Raw genomic sequence first — 19,140 nt, 5'->3', positions numbered from 1 at the left:
ACAATGTCGAATAAAGCCAAGGGAATCTTCTTTGACGCGGGAGACACCTTATTTCAGGTCAAAGAGGGTGTCGGCGTCCAGTACAGCCGCTTTGCGAAGAAGTATGGGATCGATGTCGCGCCCGATCTCTTAAATCAGCGCTTCCGAGAGGTCTTTAAACGGAGCCCGCCGCTCGCCTTTCCCGGCCTGAGCGGGGCCGCGTTGAAAGCCCGGGAGAAGGAGTGGTGGTACCGGATCGTCCGGGCGGTCTTCGATGACATTCGCTTTCCGAAGTTTGATCCGCTCTTTGAGGAGATTTTTCATTTTTTCAGGGGGGCCGAAGGGTGGGTCTTATTCCCTGATACGAAAGAGACCCTCGATCGCCTGAGCAAAGAGGGTTACCCGCTCGGCATTATTTCCAATTTCGATTCGCGGATCGAGGAGGTCTGCAGCGCCCTCGGCATCCGCCGCTACTTCCAGACGGTGACGATCTCAAGCCAAGAAGGGGTCGCCAAGCCGTCGCCGGAAATCTTCAAGAAAGCCTTGAAGAAAGCAGGCCTCCTCCCGACAGAGTCGCTCTATATCGGAGACAGCCCCGATCACGATATCAAAGGGGCTCAGGAGATCGGGATGAAAGTCCTCCTGCTCGATCGCACAGGACGCTATCCAAACGAGCGGGCGGTCCCACGCATTTCTTCTCTACAGGCCCTGGCAGACCATCTATGGTAGACCCTCTATGATCGAGAGACCCCCTATAAAAAAACACCTCTCCACCGGGTTGCACACAGTGGAGAGGTGTTTGAAAAACGCGGAGAGTTCAGACTATTTCTTCGCCGAAATTGCAGTGGCGTGACCTTTGTCGGTCATGTCCACATCGACCTTGGCACCCTGCTTAATGTCGCCGGTGGTCTTGGTGCTCTTATCGGTATGGATCTTGTGCTCTTTGCCCTTGTCGTCCTTCACGGTGACCATGTCCCCTTCGACCTTGGTGACTTCGCCGGAGACCTTATGGTCTCCCGTTGCGAAGCTGACGGTGGCGAAGCTAAAGGCAACCATGGCAGCAACAAAGAACATCATCAATTTCTTCATTCGAACTCCTCCTGTTTGGTGGTTGTAAGAACGTTTAAAGTATTTTGCAAGCGCTGTGCCTTCTCTTTCAGCAAAGCGCTTTGTAATTCCACTGTAAAAACATATGTTTATAGATAGAGACGGTCGACACCCGTGAACGGATCGATCACAATAACCTATTTCGTATATACTCACACCATTTAGGCTATCGGGAGGATCGATGAGACTGAAAGATAAAGTGGCCATCATTACGGGTGGGGGTACCGGAATTGGGGCGGCGATGACCGAGCAATTTTTAAGAGAGGGGGCCCGGGTCGTCATCGGCTCACGAAATCCGAACCACCACAAGGCTTATGCCGAAAAGCTTCAGAAGGATGGGTATCCGGTTGCCGGTTTTCAGGTCGATGTGACCGACCGCCGCTCCGTCGATCAATTTGTCGCCAACGCGGTCGGCGCCTTCGGACCGATCGAGATTTTGGTCAACAATGCCGGGATCTCAGGCCAAACCCCGATCGATCAAGAGAAGGATGAGCGCTGGCTGGCGATTCTTCAGACCAACCTGACCGGAACCTACACTGTCACCAAGCGGGTTTTGCGGGAGATGAGAGACCATTCCCACGGACGGATCATCAACCTCTCTTCCGTGTTGGGAAAATTCGGGGTCGCCGGCTACACCGCCTACTGCACGACGAAACATGGAATCATCGGCTTTACCCGTGCGCTCGCGCTCGAGGTTGTCTCCCGCGGCATCACCGTGAACGCCCTCTGCCCCGGCTGGGTGGAGACCGAGATGGCGCAGCTCGGTTTAAGAGAGTGGTCCGAGGGGGCCGGGCTGTCGATGGAAGAGGTCCGTCGCCAGGCGGTCGCCGCCATCCCGATGAAGCGGTTCACGGAAGGGGCCGAGGTGGCGGAGCTGGCGGTCTACCTCGCCTCGGAGGCCTCTCAAGCGATGACCGGACAGGCCCTCAATATTTGCGGGGGGGCGACGACGGCGTAAGAGAGGCGATTCAGAATGAACGACCTTACCCATTTATTTACTTGACCGTCGTTCCCGAAGTTTAATCGAGAATGACGGGCTGATAAAGTGATCGACGCGATCTGATCGGAGGGACAATGGCGGAAGAAGGAAAAACGGTGGCCGAAACGGCGACCGAAATGGTTCAGATTATCCTGCCGAACGACACGAACATGCTCGGCAACCTTCTCGGCGGCACGTTGATGCATTGGATCGACATGGTCGGCGCCATCGTCGCCAACCGGCACAGCCGCAGGCCGATTGTCACCGCCTCAATGGAGGGGCTCGACTTCCTCGTCCCGGTCCGCCTCGGCTTTTTGGTGATCTTAAAGGCACAGATGAACTACGCCGGAAAGAGCTCGATGGAAGTGGGGGTCGAAGTCTACTCCGAGAACGGGTTGAGCGGGGAGCGGGTCCATACGAGCAGCGCTATTTTGACCTATGTCGCCGTCGACCTCAAAGGCCGTCCGGTGCCGGTGCCGAAGCTGATCCTGACGACGGAGGAAGAGCGGCGCCGCCACGAAGAGGCGCTGGAGCGGAAGCAGAGGCGCTTGGAACGGCTGAATAAAAGTCGCACTTGAAAGAAGCGGCCCCACTCCTGTAAAATTAATAAAAATCAGCCACTTTTATGAAGGGACTTAAAGAGATGACGAACAAAACGGCAAACAGTCCGACGAACAACCCGGAGAAACCGGACCAGTTCTTCTTGGAGAAATATGGTCTGTCGACCTCCTCGTTGGAGTCGGCGATGGGGAAGGTGCTGGGGAAGCGGATCGACTATGCCGACCTCTTCTTCGAGTACCTGACGAGCGAGTCGATCAGCCTGGAAGAGGGGATCGTCAAGAAGGTCTCGAAAAACGTCTCCCAGGGGGTCGGGGTTCGGGCGCTCGCCCAGGAGAAGACCGGCTACGCCTATTCGGACGACATCAACACCGATCAGCTCCTCATCGCCGCCAAAACCGCCCGCTATATCGCCGAGGAGGGGAGTTCGTCGGCAACCGTGCCGATGCATCAGGTGACCGCGCCGGAAAGAAATCTCTACCCGGTCGGAACCCCGCCGATCGAGGTGCCGGTGGAGAGAAAGATCAAGCTCCTTGAAGAGATCGACCGGATCGCCCGGCAATACGATCCGCGAATCAAGAAGGTCATGGCCTCCTTCAGCAGCGAGTACAAGATTATTTTGATCGCGAATTCCGAAGGGGTCGTCATCGGCGACATCCTCCCGCTCGAGCGGTTGAATGTCACCTGCATCGCGGAAGAGCAGGGGAACCGCCAGGTCGGGAGCTTCGGCGGCGGCGGGCGGTATGAATTCGGCTATTTCCTCGACGAGCAGCGCTTCGAGCAGTACACCCGAGAGGCGGCGCGACAGGCGATCGTCAACCTCTCCGCCATCGATGCGCCGGCGGGAGGGATGGAGGTGGTCCTCGGACCGGGCTGGCCCGGCATCCTCCTTCATGAGGCGATCGGCCATGGGTTGGAGGCCGACTTCAATCGGAAAGGAACCTCCGCCTTCAGCGGCAAAATCGGACAGCGGGTCGCGTCGGAGCTTTGCACCATCGTCGACGACGGCACCCTTCCCTCCCGCCGCGGCTCGCTCAACTGCGATGACGAAGGAACCCCGACCAGCAAGACGGTTTTAATCGAGAAGGGGATCTTGAAAGGTTATCTCCAAGACCGGCTGAATGCGAAGTTGATGAAGATGCCGCTCACCGGAAACGGCCGGCGCGAGAGCTACGCCCACAGCCCGATGCCGCGGATGACGAACACCTACATGCTGGCCGGGGAGTCCGCTCCCGAGGAGATCCTCCGATCGGTCCGGAAAGGGCTTTATGCCGTCTCGTTCGGCGGCGGCCAGGTCGACATCACCAGCGGAAAATTTGTCTTCTCGGCGAGCGAGGCCTACCTGATCGAGAACGGAAAGATCGGCCGTCCGGTGAAGGGGGCGACCTTGATCGGAAATGGACCCGACGTCCTCACCAAGGTGACGATGGTCGGGAACGATCTCTCCCTCGACTCCGGAATCGGAACCTGCGGGAAAGACGGACAAAGCGTGCCGGTCGGCGTCGGGCTTCCGACGATCAAGATCTCCGAGATGACCGTCGGCGGAACCAAAAGCTAACAGTGGAGAAAAAATGGCATTCGATCTGAATCGCGCCGAAGAGCTACTGAAGAAGGCGGAAAAACAAGGGGCGACCGCAGGAGATTTAATCGTCGTCGAGGGGGATTCCTTCTCGGCGCAGGTCCGGCTGAGGGAGGTCGAGAAGATCAGCAATGCCCGTGGCAAGAGCCTCGGGCTCCGGATCTTTTTTGGGAAGCGGTCGGCGATCACCTCCACCTCGGACTTCAGCCACGAATCGCTCGACCGGCTGGTGTCGGACACCTGCACCTTGGCGCAGATCACCCCGGAGGATCCCTTTTCCGGACTGCCGGCGCCGGAGTTATTGGCGAAGAGCGTCCCCGAGCGCGATCTGGCCGACACCGATGTCGAGAAGCTCCCGATTGAGGAGAAGATCGACATCGCCCGGCGGGCGGAGGGGGCGGCGCTGGAGCAAGACCCGCGCCTCACCAATTCGGAAGGGGCCGAGTTCGGCCACTATCATACACTCGTTCTCTACGCCGCCAGCAACGGCTTCCATGGCAGTTATCAGACCACCGGCGCGTCTCTTTCGGTGATGCCGATTGCGACGCAAGACGGCCAGATGCAGCGCGACTATTGGTACTCCTCCCGGAGAAAATATAAAGAGATGGAATCGCCGGAGGCGGTCGGGAAGACGGCGGCGATGCGGACCCTCCGACGGCTGGGGGCGAGAAAGGTCACCACCCAAGAGGTGCCGGTGATTTTCGATCCCGAGATCTCCTCCTCGCTGGTGGGACACCTCGCTTCAGCGGTCTCGGGCTATTCGATTTATAAGGGGGCCTCGTTCCTGATCGATCAATTGGGAAAGCAGATCGCCTCGGCCGACGTGACGATTGAAGACGATCCGACCCTTCCGTCAGGGCTCGGCTCCCGTCCCTTTGACGGGGAGGGACTTCCCTCTTATAAAAAGACCGTCATTGAAAACGGGGTCCTTAAAACCTATCTGCTCGACACCTATTCCGGCAAAAAGCTGGGGCTCGCTTCGACCGGCAGCGCGGTCCGAGGCATCGGCGATCCCCCCTCGGCCGGATCGAGCAATTTTCACCTGAAGCCGGGGCGGTATACCCCGCAAGAGATCGTCCGGTCGGTAAAGGCGGGGCTCTATGTGACGGAGCTGATCGGCTTCGGCGTGAACATGGTCACCGGCGATTACTCCCGCGGCGCGGTCGGAATCTGGATTGAAAACGGGGAGCTCGCCTATCCGGTGGAAGAGATCACCATCGCCGGCAATCTCAAAGAGATGTACAAGCAGATCGAGATGATCGGCAATGATCTTAATCCGTGGCGGCGCACCGCCGCACCGACCCTTAAAATCTCCCGTATGACAGTCGCCGGCAATTAGATCGTCGCTGGTGAATCGATACTGTCCTGCTTAAGAATTAAGATCATCGGATATTGGAATGGGGCTTCGCCCCACGTCCCACGACATGCAAGGCGTGGGGCCGTTTTGCCATGGTTGATATGCTGTGGGACCGGCGCCGGCAGAAGAAGGTGGATTTCCGATCCTCACACTCGGTGTGCCCTGCCCCATACCCAAGGCTTCCCCTCTGCCCCCCTTCGAGGAGATAAACCCGATTCCAGGTCTGTTTAAAAAAGGGGCGTAAGCGACTGCGCGGCAAGGGCGTACTACGCCCCCCCCAGTCTGCTGCGTTTTATATCAGACGCCTCACCTACCGAATCAGGTCACCTGTCGAAGCACCATCCACGGCGCTCTTCCGTGCGTGGTGCAAGTTGTGACCGTAAGGGGGTGCGGGGGGATCTCTCCCCCGGCTGCACGGGGAGGCCTTGGGAGTGGGGCAAGGCGCACCGGGTGTAACGATCGGAAATCCATCTTCTTCTCCTTGCGCCGGCCCCACAGATGATAAACGGCCGGGCAGTCGGCCCCCACGGTGGGGGGTGGGGTAAAACCCGACGACTTTAAGGCAGGTGGGTCAAGAGCAGCACCCTATTCCGACGTTCTTGATCCTCTCATTAAACTTCCTGAAATAAGCAAAATCGTTCAAAAATTTTTCCGCGCGTTGACAAGGGAAATCCCGCGTGTTAATCTGCACGCCAGTGCATTTCAGGGAAGGTATAGACGGATGAAACGGACGGAATATTGCGGTGCCGTGACCGCGGCGCAGGTTGGAAAAGAGGTCACGCTGGTGGGGTGGGTCCATCGCCGGCGCGATCATGGGGGGCTCATCTTTATCGATCTTCGGGATCGGGAAGGGCTGGTCCAGGTCGTCTTCAACCCGCAGCTCTCCGAGGAGATTCATCAGCGGGCGCATCAGCTCCGATCGGAGTATGTGATTCAGGTCGACGGCAAAGTGATCCGCCGGCCCGCGGGAACGGAGAATCGAGAGCTTCCCACTGGGGAGATTGAGGTCCATGCCAGCGATCTAACCATCCTCAACGCCGCATTGACCCCCCCCTTTTCGATCGAAGAGGAGAAGGAGCCGTCCGAATCGCTTCGGCTTCAATACCGCTACCTCGACCTGCGACGGAGATCGGTCCAGGCGAATTTCATCCTCCGTCACAACCTTTCAAAGGCGGTTCGCCGCTTTCTCGACGCGCATCAATTTCTAGAGATAGAGACCCCTTTTCTTACAAAGAGCACGCCGGAAGGGGCGCGCGATTTCCTCGTCCCGAGCCGGTTGAACGTCGGCCAGTTTTATGCGCTGCCGCAGTCGCCGCAACTCTTCAAGCAGATTTTGATGATTTCTGGATTCGACCGCTACTACCAGATCGTCCGCTGCTTCCGGGATGAAGACCTCCGCGCCGATCGCCAGCCGGAATTTACCCAGATCGACATCGAGATGTCATTCATCGAGCGGGAGGACATCCTGACTCTGACGGAAGAGATGGTCCGGACCGTCCTCTTCGAGGTAAAAGGGATTCAACTTGAAACCCCTTTCCCGCGGATGACCTATCAGGAGGCGATGAGCCGGTTCGGCGTCGACAAGCCCGACCTTCGATTCGGGCTGGAATTAAAAGACCTCTCCGACATCGCGGCGCGCTCTGAATTTAAAGTCTTCCGTGACGCGGTCGAGCAGAAGGGGCGGGTCCATGGGATCAATGCGAAGGGATTGGCGACCCTCTCCCGGAAGGAGCTCGATGCGCTGACGCTGGAGGCGACCGGACGCGGCGCCAAGGGGCTTGCCTGGATGAAGGTAACGCCGGAAGGAATGGAGGCGCCGATCGCCAAGTTCTTCAAACCGGAGATGCTCAATGAAATCGGGCAGCGGCTGGAAGCGGTGCCGGGGGACCTCCTCCTCTTTGTCGCCGATCGGGAAAAAGTGGTCTATGAAGTCCTCGGACACCTTCGTCTCGTCATCGCCCGGCGGCTCAACCTGATCGATCCGAAGGCGCTCAAGCTCCTCTGGGTAACCGATTTCCCGCTGCTGGAATATGACGAAACCGAAAAGCGCTATGTGGCGATGCACCATCCGTTCACCTCTCCGATGGATGAGGACATCCCGCTGTTGTCGACCGACCCCCTTCGGGCGCGGGCCAAAGCGTACGACATCGTTTTAAATGGGACCGAAATCGGCGGCGGAAGCATTCGTATTCATCAGAACGATGTTCAGTCGAAGATGTTCGATCTGCTCGGCATCACCAAACCGGAGGCCGAGGCCAAGTTTGGTTTTCTCCTTCAAGCGCTTCAGTACGGAGCGCCCCCGCACGGCGGCATCGCGTTCGGGTTCGATCGGCTGACGGCGATTCTCGCCGGCGTCGACTCGATCCGGGATGTGATCGCTTTCCCAAAGACCCAAAAGGGAATCTGCCTCATGACGAACGCCCCTTCCGAGGTCGATCTCCGGCAGCTCAAAGAGCTTCACATCAAGAGCACAGAATAAGGAAGCGCTCGACAGAACGCCTCGTGCGCTTTTGTGCCGACCTTTATTTTACTTCAGTCCTAGGCCCCGCCTTTTAGGCGGGGAACCGCATATTTTGGGTTTCGAAAAGGAAGTCCTCTGAGGACCGGGATGGGTCCTTTCCCTGTACACAAGCGCTACTTTTACACCGACGGATGTTCCATCAACAGATAAGAACCGTTCAACATCGATTTCCTCTGGTCGAGCCCTAACATATAGGGCGGGGTTCTTTATCTTAATTTTTCGGCGGGGCTTGCGGCCTTCCGACCCGTTCGGCGATAATGAAGCGGTAGATGCAGCAGGAAGGGTTCGTGATGTCTCTCATCGAGCTGCTTCAATACTATGGCCTTTGGGGTGTTCTGCTCGGCACCTTTTTCGAAGGAGAGGCGATCCTTTTGATTGCCGGCGGACTGGCGCGCGAGCATCTCCTGTCGGCTTCGCGCGTCTGGCTGGTCGGCGCCCTCGGCGCGTATGTCGGGCATCTCGTCTTCTACGCCTTGGGCCGATACATGCATGAGAGAGATCTGTTGGCGTGGCTTCCCCGCTGGCGACCGAAGATCGATCGGGCGCTCTCGCTCCTCCAGACCCATCCGACATTGAGCATTTTTCTCCTTCAATACCTTTACGGAATGCGGATCGTCGGCGCCGTGGCGATCGGGCTCGCTGGCATGCCGTGGCCGATCTTTGCCGGGCTGGAGCTGATCAATTGTTTCATCTGGTCCGGGGTGATCTTCGGCCTTGGCTACAGCGCCACCGAGCTGGCTCTGCACGCTTCTCCGCTGATCCCAAAAAGCCTGAGCCTCTTGTTCGCCGTGGCGGTGGTGGTCGGACTGGTTTATTGGCTGGTTCGAGGGGAGAGGCGGCTTGAGGAGAAACCCGATTCGAAGCGGTGACGGCTACTCGACGAAGGTGACGACGGAGTGAAGTCCGGAGGTGCCGTCGGGAAAGGCGCGGGCGACGAAGGCGGTTTGGGTCCGCCCGAGCTTGTCGGTCGCTTTTGAGAAGACTTGGTAGCTCCCCGGCGTCGGATCTTTCCACTCGTATTTCCAGAAGACCCAAGAATACATCGAGGGAGGGGGCTCCAGCGCGGCCCGTTCCCAGCTCTTTCCGCCGTCGAAGGAGAGCTCGACGGTGCTGATGCCATATCCACCGGTGAAGGCGATTCCTTGAAAGAGATATCCCGGCTTTATCGTATTATATGCGCCGGGGGCATCGATCCGAGAGGTCACCTTAATCGTCGCTTCGTCGGTCCATCCCTTTTGCTGCCAATAGCCTTTGTAGTCTTCATCGACCACTTCAATCTTCGTCAACCATTTTACATTCTTGATTCCGTACAATCCCGGCACCACCGCCCGCAGCGGATAGCCGTGCTCCTTCGACAGCGTCGCCCCGTTCATTTGATACGCGAGAAAGACGTCGTAATTCATCGCGCGATCGAGGGTGATGCTGTCGGAGTAGGCTTCCGCGCCAAACATCGCCACATCTTGCGCCGTCGTCAGCGGCTTGGCCTCCTGAAGCAGGCTTTTGAGCGACACCCCTTTCCAGAGGGCATTGCTGATCAGCTCTCCCGCGACCTCATTGTCGATGCATTCGAGGGTTACCACCTTTTCGACGGCGGGGCGGGAGAGAAGCTCTAGATAGGTGAGCCGAAGCGGTCGCTCCACCTTGCCGGTGATCTGCAGCGCCCAGCCGTCCAGATCGACCTGAGGCGGCTTTGAGTAATTGACGACGTAGAAATTTTCGTTGGAAGTGATGAAGGGGACCTCTTTCGGGGGAAGGGCCAAGAATTTCTTCATCAGAAAGGTCGCCGCTTCGACCTTGCGGGTGAAGAGGGTGGCGAAGATGCCGAGGCTACTGTAACGGAGAAAATTCCGCCGATCGAGGAGGTTCATAGGGGCGATTATATCGACGCGTCGGGGAAATTGCAACGGACGACTCGGATCTGGAGGAACATTTTCTATCCCGGAGGGATCTGTTGGTGATGGGCAGAATCGGAATGGTTCAGATGATGCGCGGTGGATTTCACCTGGTCGATCGCCATATTTGTAAGAAGGGAAGCCGTGGTTGGGTGTGTCTTGTCGGGTTTCACCCCACAACTTTCAGGCAGGCAGGTCAAGCGCAGCGCTCCATTCCAATTCCTGTCCAATTCCTGCGCCTCGGATCCTAATTCGGAGACGATCCAGCCTGGATTGGACTTGCAATGGAAGGGTGAATTCGCTATATTGAAACGATTTTGAACGACCATTTACAATCATTCTAAGGAGTTCGAATGAACCGAGGGGTCATTATCGGAATCGCCGTGACCATGGTAATGCTGACGATCTTAATGATGGCTGCCTTGGTGGTTGAGTCGGGAAAATCAAAGAAGCTGGCGGAGCGGGCGGGAAAGATCAAGACCGAAAAAGAGGCGCTTCCCACCATGAAGACGGTCGACTACAGTCAGTTTCAGACCATCAAAGGGGGAGACGATCGGGAGATGGTCTTGATCCCCGCCGGCTCGTTTACCATGGGCGGAGGACCCGAAGGGGATTTTGACGAACAGCCCCAGCGGGTGATCTATCTCGACGCGTATTATATGGATAAATACGAAGTGACGAACACCGACTATCAGCGCTTCGCGAAGATGCTGAAGCGACCGCTGCCAACCATTCCCGTTTTTGAAGACGATGTCAACCTATTAAAGGGGGACAAGCAGCCGGTCGTCGGCGTCACCTGGATCGACGCCTTTGCCTATTGTAAATGGGCCGGCAAGCGCCTCCCGACCGAAGCGGAGTGGGAGAAAGCGGCGCGGGGCGAAAACGGCCAGACCTATCCCTGGGGAGACCCGTTCAATACGAAGCTGGCCAACGGCCGGGGTGAGGAAGACGGTTTCAAATACAGCGCGCCGGTCGGCAGCTTCGAGCAGGGACGGAGCCCTTACGGCCTCTATGACATGGCCGGAAATGTCTCGGAGTGGGTCTCCGACTGGTATGACCAGTTCTACTATAAAACCTCTCCCTTCAAGAATCCAAAAGGGCCGGAACAGCCTGACATGAATAAGGTCCTGGTCTACCGTGGCGGATCATTCAACAGCACGGCGCACGACCTCCGCGCCTCCAAGCGCTTCGGCGGCGCCCACCCCGAACGGGGGGAGAGCAGCGTCGGATTCCGCTGCGCGCGAGACCTCAAAGAGTAACCCTTTTCTCCCCCCGTCTTCTCCGCACATCCCGTAAAGCGTTATCTGGAACTGGAAGGGTCTGATGGGCTTGTCCCGGAATCGGAGGGCATCGGCCGTACCCCTCGGGCGCGGCTCCCTCTTCCGATCTCATCCGAGTAAAGTCGCTTTGCCTCGTCGAAATGTTTATTGGCCTGGTCGGTTTTCGACTGTTGATAAAGAGAGAGCGCCAGGTTGAGATGCGCCTCGGGAATGGTATTGTCGATTCGAACGACATTCTCAAAATGCTGCTCCGCACTCACATACTGCTCGTTTTCATAAGCAGTCATTCCCTTATTGAATTCATCTTTGGCCGTTTCCGGCATCTCTTTCGGCGATGCCACCTGCGGTTTGGATCCTCCGCCGAACATGTTGTGGGTCGAGGCACAACCAGCGAATGTGAGAAGAACGGTTAAAAACACCACTGCATTTTTCATATTTGACCCTCCATTGAACTAAAGCTAATCCATGGTTTTTATTTTAATTCTTATAACCAGTACGCTTCAATTACCTAAAAGAGCTATTCCTCCACGAAGGGACGAGCCCTCCATAAAGATTACCCAATTTCCGCCCGGTTTAATTGTAATGGACCTTCCGGTTTCGATTCCCGTTCTTCAATACAATAAATCATAAATCCTTCCGGCCACAGCGGTTTACATCTGTCTCTCTGCCGAGAGGCAAGGCCCTCGGCGCTGCCGACCGGTACAAGCCGGTACCAAGCCGGTATACGCCGGCATACGGAGGAATAATGCGAAACCGATCTGTTTATGAAAAAAGGGCCGTGATTCAACCGGGGATGTACCGGGATGAATCGAAAGCCGGATGGCGCTCAACGATAAGGCAAAGTCTGGATCTCTTGTTGCCGATGATGCTCGCCTTTCTACTCATGTCGTGCGCAAGCTTCGAGACCGCCACCATCCCCTATGCCGGCGCGCCGCATTTTCCGGAAAGCAATCCGGTGGCGGTTGAAATCCTGCGTGAAGAGCCAAGCCGGCCGAATCAACGTCTCGGTGAAATTGTGGTCGATGCGACGATCAAGCCGGGGCCGCCGGTCTACAAGCTGGAGAAGAAGCTCCGTCAAGAAGGAGGCAAGCTCGGCGCCGACGCGGTGGTGATCGTTTACGATGGTGTCCAGCCGCTCGGCGTCTATGTCTCCGGCCTCTGGTGGGGAAGTGGGACAGTCCGCACCACCTCCGGCCGGAAGCTCATCGGCGTGGCGGTCAAATATCAAGGATAACAAAACAGGAGGTCGGGAGACCGGATCAACCGCCGGCCGTCTCGTCCTTCGACAATCGGATCTTTCTATCGAAGCAGGCATGGAGGACGGGGAGGGTATCCATAAAAGGTCCTTGGCGCCTCAAGATCTCATTATCCATCTTTCGTGGCTTCGCACCCGTATGAGCGCGGACCGGACGTTGGAGGCATGGATGCGAACGTCGGTCTCTTTGATCGGATTCGGATTCGCGATCGTGCAGGTCTTAGACCGTTTCTCTCAAACCGACGGGGTGAATCCGACAAGGAGTTCGAACTTCCCCTACGTCATCGGCCTCCTTCTGATCGGCATGGGGACCCTCTCCTTGGCGATTGCACTATGGCAATATAAATTGATCCTACGGCATCTGCACAGCGGCCTGTTCCATGACATCTCCGGGTATGAAAAAATGCCGGGATGGTCTCCCAGCATGGGTGTCGCGATGCTTTTATGCCTGATCGGCCTCATCGCATTTATGATTATTTTGACACGGGCACTCCGTTCGTTCGATTGGTTTTAGCGCGGCTCTCTCCGACGGCATCGGATGAAAGGGTCTGTAACGGTTACGACAGACGTCGCCCTCTCCTTTCCCCTAAGTTGATAGAGAGAACGTTGAAGGTGGTAGCCCTTTCAGTGGCGGCAGATGAACGATAAAGGAGCGTCGACGGCGGAGCAGGCGGGTCTCTCTCTCGGCGTCGATCAGGTGATCCATGTTTACGGCCGCTGGACCCTTCCCCATCTGGCCGATCTGGAGCGGCGGATTGAGGCGTTTCCCTGGCCGAATCGAGATGCGGTGGTCTGGGAGTTTGGGGCGGTAGAAACGCTCGACACCGGCGGCGCCTGGCTGCTGCACCGGACCCTGGACGCGCTCAGGCAGGGGGGGAAACAGATCGTTCTGCGGCATCTCTCACCGGAACACGCCGAGTTGATGCAGGTGGTGGCCGCCAGCTTCGCGACGGTTCCGATTGCCCCCTTTCTCCCTCAGCCGGGACCGTTGGAGCGGGTCGGCAGACTAGCCTGGCGAGGGCTGGGCGAACTGCGCGACGCAATCTCATTCCTGGGGGAGAGCCTGATGACCTTCCTCTTCGCCCTGACCCACCCGAAGCATTTCCGCTGGCGAACGTTGCTGAAGCGGCTTGAACTCGATGGGTACAATGCGCTTCCAATCGTCGGGCTCCTTCTTTTTTTGATGGGAGGGGTAATCGCCTATCAGGGGGCGACGCAGCTTCGCCTCTTCGGCGCCCAGATTTTCATCGTCGACCTGGTCGGGATCTCTCTGCTGCGCGAGATCGCGCCATTGGTGACGGCGATCGTGGTGGCGGGCCGCTCGGGGGCGGCTTATACCGCCGAGATCGGCACGATGAAGGTCACCGAAGAGCTCGATGCGATGCGGACGATCGGCATCCCGCCGATGGAGCTGTTGGTGCTCCCTCGAATCGCCGCCATGGTGATCGCCCTTCCGCTCCTGACCGTGTTTGCCGACGGAGTCGGCATCTTCGCCGGGATGTTGGTCGCCTTCGATCAACTCGGGGTCCGGTTTGCCGAATTCATCTCCCGCTTCCGGGAGGCGATTGCGTTGAAGCATTACCTGATCGGCCTCAGCAAGGCGCCGGTTTTCGCCTTGCTCATCTCTCTGACCGGCTGTTATCAAGGCTTCCGTGTCCGGGGGAGCGTCGAGAGCGTCGGCCGAAACACCACCACCAGCGTCGTCCAGTCGATTTTCCTCGTGATTGCCTTTGACGCTTTCTACTCGATTGTCGTCAGCTGGTGGAACCTGTAACGTGGCCGCCCCGCCGCAAAAGGCAGATCCGGTGGTGGAAGTCAGGCAGGTCTCGACCACCTTCGGCAGTACGGTGGTCCATCGCGACATCAGCTTCACGGTCTACCGGGGTGAGCTCTTCGCCATCGTCGGCCGGAGCGGGAGCGGGAAGTCGGTCCTGCTGCGGGAGATGACCCTTCTGCGAGAGCCCGACGGCGGATCGATCCGGGTGTTGGGACAGGATCTGAGCGCCATCGATCCCGACCGGGCGCTACAACTCCGCCGTCGGTGGGGGGTTTTATTCCAAGACGGAGCGCTCTTCAGCGCCCTGACGGTGGCCGAAAATGCCGCCGTCCCGCTGAAGGAGCATACCGATCTCAGCGACCGGTTAATCGAGGAGATCGCCGCGGTCAAAATCGGACTGGCCGGCCTTCCGCCGGGGGGAGCCGGCAAATATCCGGACGAGCTCAGCGGCGGGATGCGAGGGCGGGCCGCGCTGGCCCGCGCGATTGCGCTCGATCCCGAGCTGCTCTTTCTCGACGAGCCGACGGCCGGGTTGGACCCGATCAGCGCCCGGGGATTCGCTGATCTGATCGACCGCCTGAAAGGATGGCTCGGTCTGACGGTGGTGATGGTCACACACGACCTCGACACCCTCTGGCGGCTGGCGGACCGTGTCGCGATGCTCAGCGAGGGGAAAATCCTCGCGATCGGAACGATGACGGAGCTTTCCCGGTCGAATGATCTACAGGTCCGGGCGTTTTTTCAAGGGCCGCGCGGGCTCACCGGACCGGCGGAACCGATGGCAAAGGAGCAGCGATGGAACAAAAAGTGAATTATACGCGGGTCGGCCTCTTCGTCCTCCTCTTCGGCGCGGCGCTGGTCGGCGTACTCCTCTGGCTCGGCAAACGGGAGTACCGGAAGGAATATCGGCATTATTATGTCTATGTGCAGGAGTCGGTCACCGGGTTGAGCGTCGACGCGTCGGTCAAATATCACGGGGTCGATGTCGGATACCTCAGGGAGATGGTGGTCGATCCGAACCGTCCCGAGCAGGTCCGGCTGACCCTTTCGGTCGCGCCCGAGACGCCGGTGAAGATCGATACCGAAGCAGTATTGGAGTTCCAGGGGCTGACCGGGGTCGCCTTGATCAATCTAACCAACGGCAGCCGGGAGTCGCCTCCCCTCACCGCAAGACCAGGAGAGCGTTATCCGGTCATTCAAAACACCCCCTCTTTGTACGCCCTGCTCTCCCGCGCGCTCACCGATCCGTCGCTGCCGCGGCTGATTCATCATTTAGACGACCTGACCGTCAATACCCAAACCCTGGTCAACGACGAGAATCGCGCGGCGGTCCGGCAGCTCTTGACCGAAACGGCGAAAATCACCCAAACCGTCGATCGGATGACCGAAAGGGTCGGCGAGCAGCTGCCGATCCTTCTCACTCGCCTTCAGGAGAGCTCCCAGGCGCTGCAAGAGATGTCGAACCGCGCCGTGCAGACGAGCGCGATGGTGGAGCGGCTGATCGATCACAATCGGGCCAGCCTCGACGTCTTTACCGGACAGACATTGACTGAATCAGGTCTGCTCGTGTCGGAGCTGAGGCAGCTGACCGCCACCACGAAGCGGCTCGCGTCGAAGCTGGAGCGGGAGCCGAACGCCCTGATCTTCGGCAAGGGGCCGCTTCCGCGCGGACCGGGAGAGTGAGTTGGACCTTTTCTATGCCCGACACAATCGGCAAGATTGACAAAATTGGCGAGATAGATGATTTCGGCTTGATCCGACCGGTGGGTCGACGCGTTTTCCTATCACTATTTCTGACGGTCGTCGCTGCCTGTTCTTTTCCCGGCCCCGTAAAAGAGAAGGTGGTCCACACCTATCTTCTGAACCCCGATTGGACCGCGACCGCGCCGCCCGAGACGATCGGACGGGGGGCGCAGGGGAGGGGAGCGATGGCGGTGTTGCTGGTTGCCCTTCCGCAGGCGCAGTCGGGTTTCGACACGGAGCGGATCGCCTATCTTCGGCGGCCGAATGAGGTCGGTTATTACGCCGCCAGCGAATGGGCCGATACCCCCGCCCGCATGTTGGCGCCGTTGCTGGTTCAAGCGTTGGAGCGGACCGACACCTGGCAGGCGGTGGTGCCGACGCCGACCGCGGTCCGAGGAGATTACCGGGTCGATTCCGATGATCTCGCCCTCAGCCAAGAGTTTTTTGAAGCGCCGAGCCGCGTCCGACTGACGCTCCGCGCGCAGCTGGTCGACCTGCAGCAGCTTCGTCCCGTCGGCACGAAGGTCTTCGAAGTTTTCGAACCGGCCCCCAGCGAAGATGCTTACGGAGGGGTCCTCGCCGCCAACCGCGCCGTCGCCAGGCTGCTCGGCGAACTTTCAGACTGGATCGCCCGCTGCAAAGAGGCGCGCCCGTCGGATCCCTGCTGAGGTTCGCTCTCAGGCCGGGTCATCAAAACGAAAAGAGCGGAGGGAGCGATTGATGAACCGTCCACTGGGCTTGATCCTGTCTGTGTTGATGTCATTCTTGTTCGTGTCAATGATCGAGGTCTCTTCCCTGGAGGCTCAGAACCTCGAGGCGTATGACGGCAAGGTCATCTTGCCGAGCACCTATGGAGACCTCATCTGTTTCGAGAACTGGAACGCCGATGCCAGACGGTGCGACGGATCTTCCATCAGCTCCGGCGGATTGGCGGCGCTCTCCGCCTTGCGGTCGGCCGACACCCTCGCGGAGATTAAGACGTTGCTTGAATCGATGAACAAAAATCTCGCTGCAAACACCGACGCGATGCTCCACCTTCAGACGTCGCTCGACCGCCGCGCAATACCGGCGAACGAGTCCCTGGTGGGGGCGATCAATGATCGATTCGACGCCATTCCCGCCGGCATCCTCAAGAATGATGCGGTCAAAGAAGCACTCCAAAGATTGAGGGAGGACATTCTAAAAGAGGTGGCGAAGAGAACCCCCCAGCCGCCCAGCGGCCCTCGCCCCCCCCTAAAATAAAGGGTCTTTGCCTTCTCATCCGGACGGCGCCGGGTCTGTTCTTCGAGTCGTTTTGGATCGGTTCTTTATCCGTTGCGTTTGATCCGGAGGACGCCGGCCCCTTGAATGCCGTCGTGTTTAAGGCGGGAGAGCGCTTCGTTCGCCTCTTCCAGGTCGAAGAGCTCCGTGTGGGTTCGGATCGGAATCTCCGACGCCAGTTTGAGGAGCTCCTCTCCGTCGCGGCGGGTGTTGGCGGTGACGCTCCGGAGGGTTTTCTCGTAGAAGAGCTCTTTCTGATAATTTAATCTCGGGATATCGGTTAGATAAATTCCGGCGACCGCGACGGTCCCGCCCTTATCGACGGCGCGCAGCGCGGCCGGAACAAGCTCTCCGGCCGGCGCGAAGATAATCGCGGCATCGAGCTTGATCGGCGGGGCGTCGGCCGCTTCGCCGACCCAGGCGGCGCCGAGCTCCTGCGCCAGTCGGCGATGTTTCTCCCCCCGGGTTGCGACATAGACCTCACACCCCCAATATCGGGCGATCTGAATGACAACATGGGCCGAGGCGCCGAAGCCGTAGAGTCCGAGACGCCCTCCCTGCCGGATGTTGCTTCTGTGAAGCGCCCGGTAGCCGATGATCCCGGCGCAGAGGAGCGGCGCGGCCTGATGGGCGGGAAGCCGGATCGGCAGCCGATAGATGAACGCTTCCGGCGCGACGATATATTCCGCGTAACCGCCGTCGACGTCGTAGCCGGTAAACTGCGGCAGCTCGCAGAGGTTCTCATCGCCCCGCAAACAGTAGAGACAGCCGCCGCATGCGGCCCAGAGCCAGGCGACGCCGACCCGCTCTCCGACCTGAAACCGGGTTGCCTCGGCGCCGGGCCGGACGATTTCACCGACCACCTGATGGCCCGGGACGACTCTGTTTTTGTGGGGCGGCAGCTCCCCCTCGACCACATGCAGATCGGTCCGGCAGATCGCGCAGACCTCGACCCGGATCAGGACCTCTCCGGGACCCGGCTCCGGGGTGGGGAGTTGGACGAGCTGCAGCGGTCTTTCTTCGAGGGGGGCTCGTTTTTCGACGACCATGGCTCGCATCAGAACGGCTCCGGGATGAGATGATTTTATTTTAGTGCAAGGGGAATTGAAAAGCGAGGGGGGAATTCGGGGGGACGGTTTTGATAGACCCGCTCCGGAGGAGCGGTTGACTCATTCGGGTGATTCAATTAAAGTCAAAGACCGGTTGGAAAAGTGAGGTGTCATGATGCAGATGAATTTTTGTCCGGAGTGTGGGAAGCCGTTGGCCCAACATAAAATCGAGCGGCTGCTGCGCTACGTCTGTTCCAAAGAGGTCGGGGGTTGCGGGTTCGTCGACTATGGGCATTTCACGCTCGGGGTAGGGGGGCTGGTGATCGACATCGATCGAAAAACGGGGGAGCGGCGCGTCCTTCTGATCGAGCGCAATCAAGAGCCGAACCGGGGAGGTTGGACGATCCCGGGGGGGTTTGTCGATCTCGATGAGACGGTGGAGGTCGCCGTTGTGCGGGAGGTTGAGGAGGAGACCGGCCTCCATTGCCGCGTGATCGGGATGGTCGGGTTTCGCAACCGGGCCGATCCGGAGATGAACACCGCTTATGCGGTCTTTCTGCTCGAAGCGGTCGGCGGGGCGCTGGTCTCGGCGCCGACCGAAGAGATTGCCCAATGCGGTTTTTACACCCTGGCCCAGTTGGCGGAGATTCCGCGTCTCGCGCCGCTCTCACGGACCGTCGCCGTCGCCGCCCTCACGATGCCTTTTCATCTATTGCTCTCTACCACCGTCCCCGGGTTGGCGGGGCGGCCGCCGTTTACCCTCTTTATCGGATAGGCGGGATTCTACTTGCGATATTGTTTTTA

At 58.7% G+C, this 19,140-nt stretch carries 20 protein-coding genes; 16 read left to right on the top strand and 4 right to left on the bottom strand.

What is annotated here, in order from left to right:
- Positions 1-3 precede the first annotated feature (3 nt).
- Positions 4-708 (top strand): HAD-IA family hydrolase, encoded by a 705-nt coding sequence (locus HY282_06820; protein MBI3803459.1) that lies wholly within the window; start codon positions 4-6, stop codon positions 706-708.
- A 93-nt stretch (positions 709-801) separates the two neighbouring features.
- Here the strand turns inward: HY282_06820 and HY282_06815 are convergent, their stop codons facing one another.
- Positions 802-1,068, bottom strand: a complete 267-nt coding sequence (locus HY282_06815; GenBank protein ID MBI3803458.1) for a hypothetical protein — start codon at positions 1,066-1,068, stop codon at positions 802-804.
- Between the two features lie 199 nt (positions 1,069-1,267).
- Here HY282_06815 and HY282_06810 point away from each other — a divergent pair, with 199 nt between their 5' ends.
- From HY282_06810 to HY282_06785, 6 genes are all read left to right on the top strand, one after another.
- Positions 1,268-2,044, top strand: a complete 777-nt coding sequence (locus tag HY282_06810) for an SDR family oxidoreductase (GenBank protein ID MBI3803457.1) — start codon at positions 1,268-1,270, stop codon at positions 2,042-2,044.
- Positions 2,045-2,160: 116 nt separating this feature from the next.
- Positions 2,161-2,643: an acyl-CoA thioesterase gene (locus HY282_06805; GenBank protein ID MBI3803456.1), complete on the top strand. Its 483-nt coding sequence runs from the start codon at positions 2,161-2,163 to the stop codon at positions 2,641-2,643.
- Positions 2,644-2,708: 65 nt separating this feature from the next.
- Positions 2,709-4,181, top strand: coding sequence for a metalloprotease TldD (gene tldD / locus HY282_06800; protein ID MBI3803455.1), 1,473 nt, complete (start codon positions 2,709-2,711; stop codon positions 4,179-4,181).
- Positions 4,182-4,194: 13 nt separating this feature from the next.
- Positions 4,195-5,541: a TldD/PmbA family protein gene (locus tag HY282_06795; protein ID MBI3803454.1), complete on the top strand. Its 1,347-nt coding sequence runs from the start codon at positions 4,195-4,197 to the stop codon at positions 5,539-5,541.
- Between the two features lie 739 nt (positions 5,542-6,280).
- Positions 6,281-8,038 carry an aspartate--tRNA ligase gene (gene aspS, locus HY282_06790; protein ID MBI3803453.1) on the top strand — a complete coding sequence of 586 codons (1,758 nt, stop codon included), beginning with the start codon at positions 6,281-6,283 and terminating at the stop codon, positions 8,036-8,038.
- Between the two features lie 311 nt (positions 8,039-8,349).
- Complete coding sequence (locus HY282_06785; GenBank protein ID MBI3803452.1) at positions 8,350-8,949, top strand: DedA family protein; 600 nt, start codon at positions 8,350-8,352, stop codon at positions 8,947-8,949.
- A gap of 3 nt (positions 8,950-8,952) precedes the next feature.
- Here HY282_06785 and HY282_06780 read toward each other — a convergent pair whose 3' ends face one another.
- Complete coding sequence (locus tag HY282_06780; GenBank protein ID MBI3803451.1) at positions 8,953-9,948, bottom strand: molybdopterin-dependent oxidoreductase; 996 nt, start codon at positions 9,946-9,948, stop codon at positions 8,953-8,955.
- Between the two features lie 377 nt (positions 9,949-10,325).
- Here HY282_06780 and HY282_06775 point away from each other — a divergent pair, with 377 nt between their 5' ends.
- Positions 10,326-11,231, top strand: coding sequence for a formylglycine-generating enzyme family protein (locus HY282_06775; protein MBI3803450.1), 906 nt, complete (start codon positions 10,326-10,328; stop codon positions 11,229-11,231).
- 41 nt (positions 11,232-11,272) lie between these two features.
- On the opposite strand, the gene HY282_06770 is transcribed toward HY282_06775, so the two are convergent.
- Positions 11,273-11,686 (bottom strand): hypothetical protein, encoded by a 414-nt coding sequence (locus HY282_06770; GenBank protein MBI3803449.1) that lies wholly within the window; start codon positions 11,684-11,686, stop codon positions 11,273-11,275.
- A gap of 359 nt (positions 11,687-12,045) precedes the next feature.
- On the opposite strand from HY282_06770, the gene HY282_06765 reads away from it, so the two are divergent.
- The 7 genes from HY282_06765 to HY282_06735 all read left to right on the top strand — a co-directional run bounded on the left by HY282_06765 (position 12,046) and on the right by HY282_06735 (position 17,269).
- On the top strand, positions 12,046-12,486 hold the full coding sequence (locus HY282_06765) for a hypothetical protein (protein MBI3803448.1): 441 nt from the start codon (positions 12,046-12,048) through the stop codon (positions 12,484-12,486).
- A 190-nt stretch (positions 12,487-12,676) separates the two neighbouring features.
- On the top strand, positions 12,677-13,021 hold the full coding sequence (locus HY282_06760) for a DUF202 domain-containing protein (GenBank protein MBI3803447.1): 345 nt from the start codon (positions 12,677-12,679) through the stop codon (positions 13,019-13,021).
- A gap of 123 nt (positions 13,022-13,144) precedes the next feature.
- The gene (locus tag HY282_06755) at positions 13,145-14,281 is read left to right on the top strand and encodes an MlaE family lipid ABC transporter permease subunit (protein MBI3803446.1); all 1,137 of its coding nucleotides are present in this window, start codon (positions 13,145-13,147) and stop codon (positions 14,279-14,281) included.
- Between the two features lies 1 nt (position 14,282).
- Entirely contained in the window at positions 14,283-15,095 is an 813-nt protein-coding gene (locus tag HY282_06750) for an ATP-binding cassette domain-containing protein (GenBank protein MBI3803445.1), read from the top strand.
- Positions 15,080-15,967, top strand: a complete 888-nt coding sequence (locus tag HY282_06745) for an MCE family protein (protein MBI3803444.1) — start codon at positions 15,080-15,082, stop codon at positions 15,965-15,967. The genes HY282_06750 and HY282_06745 overlap by 16 nt, the downstream gene beginning before the upstream one ends.
- 80 nt (positions 15,968-16,047) lie before the next feature.
- Positions 16,048-16,695, top strand: a complete 648-nt coding sequence (locus HY282_06740; GenBank protein MBI3803443.1) for a membrane integrity-associated transporter subunit PqiC — start codon at positions 16,048-16,050, stop codon at positions 16,693-16,695.
- Between the two features lie 52 nt (positions 16,696-16,747).
- Positions 16,748-17,269 (top strand): hypothetical protein, encoded by a 522-nt coding sequence (locus tag HY282_06735; GenBank protein MBI3803442.1) that lies wholly within the window; start codon positions 16,748-16,750, stop codon positions 17,267-17,269.
- 65 nt (positions 17,270-17,334) lie between these two features.
- Here the strand turns inward: HY282_06735 and HY282_06730 are convergent, their stop codons facing one another.
- Positions 17,335-18,345: a zinc-dependent alcohol dehydrogenase family protein gene (locus tag HY282_06730; GenBank protein ID MBI3803441.1), complete on the bottom strand. Its 1,011-nt coding sequence runs from the start codon at positions 18,343-18,345 to the stop codon at positions 17,335-17,337.
- A 163-nt stretch (positions 18,346-18,508) separates the two neighbouring features.
- Between HY282_06730 and HY282_06725 the strand changes: the two genes are divergently transcribed.
- Complete coding sequence (locus HY282_06725) at positions 18,509-19,111, top strand: NUDIX hydrolase (GenBank protein MBI3803440.1); 603 nt, start codon at positions 18,509-18,511, stop codon at positions 19,109-19,111.
- Positions 19,112-19,140 lie beyond the last annotated feature (29 nt).

The organism is Candidatus Manganitrophaceae bacterium (assembly GCA_016200325.1).
Classification (GTDB): Bacteria; Nitrospirota; Nitrospiria; order SBBL01; family Manganitrophaceae; genus Manganitrophus.
Note: the sequence above shows the minus strand (reverse complement) of the source record. Positions and strands in the feature narration are given on the sequence as shown.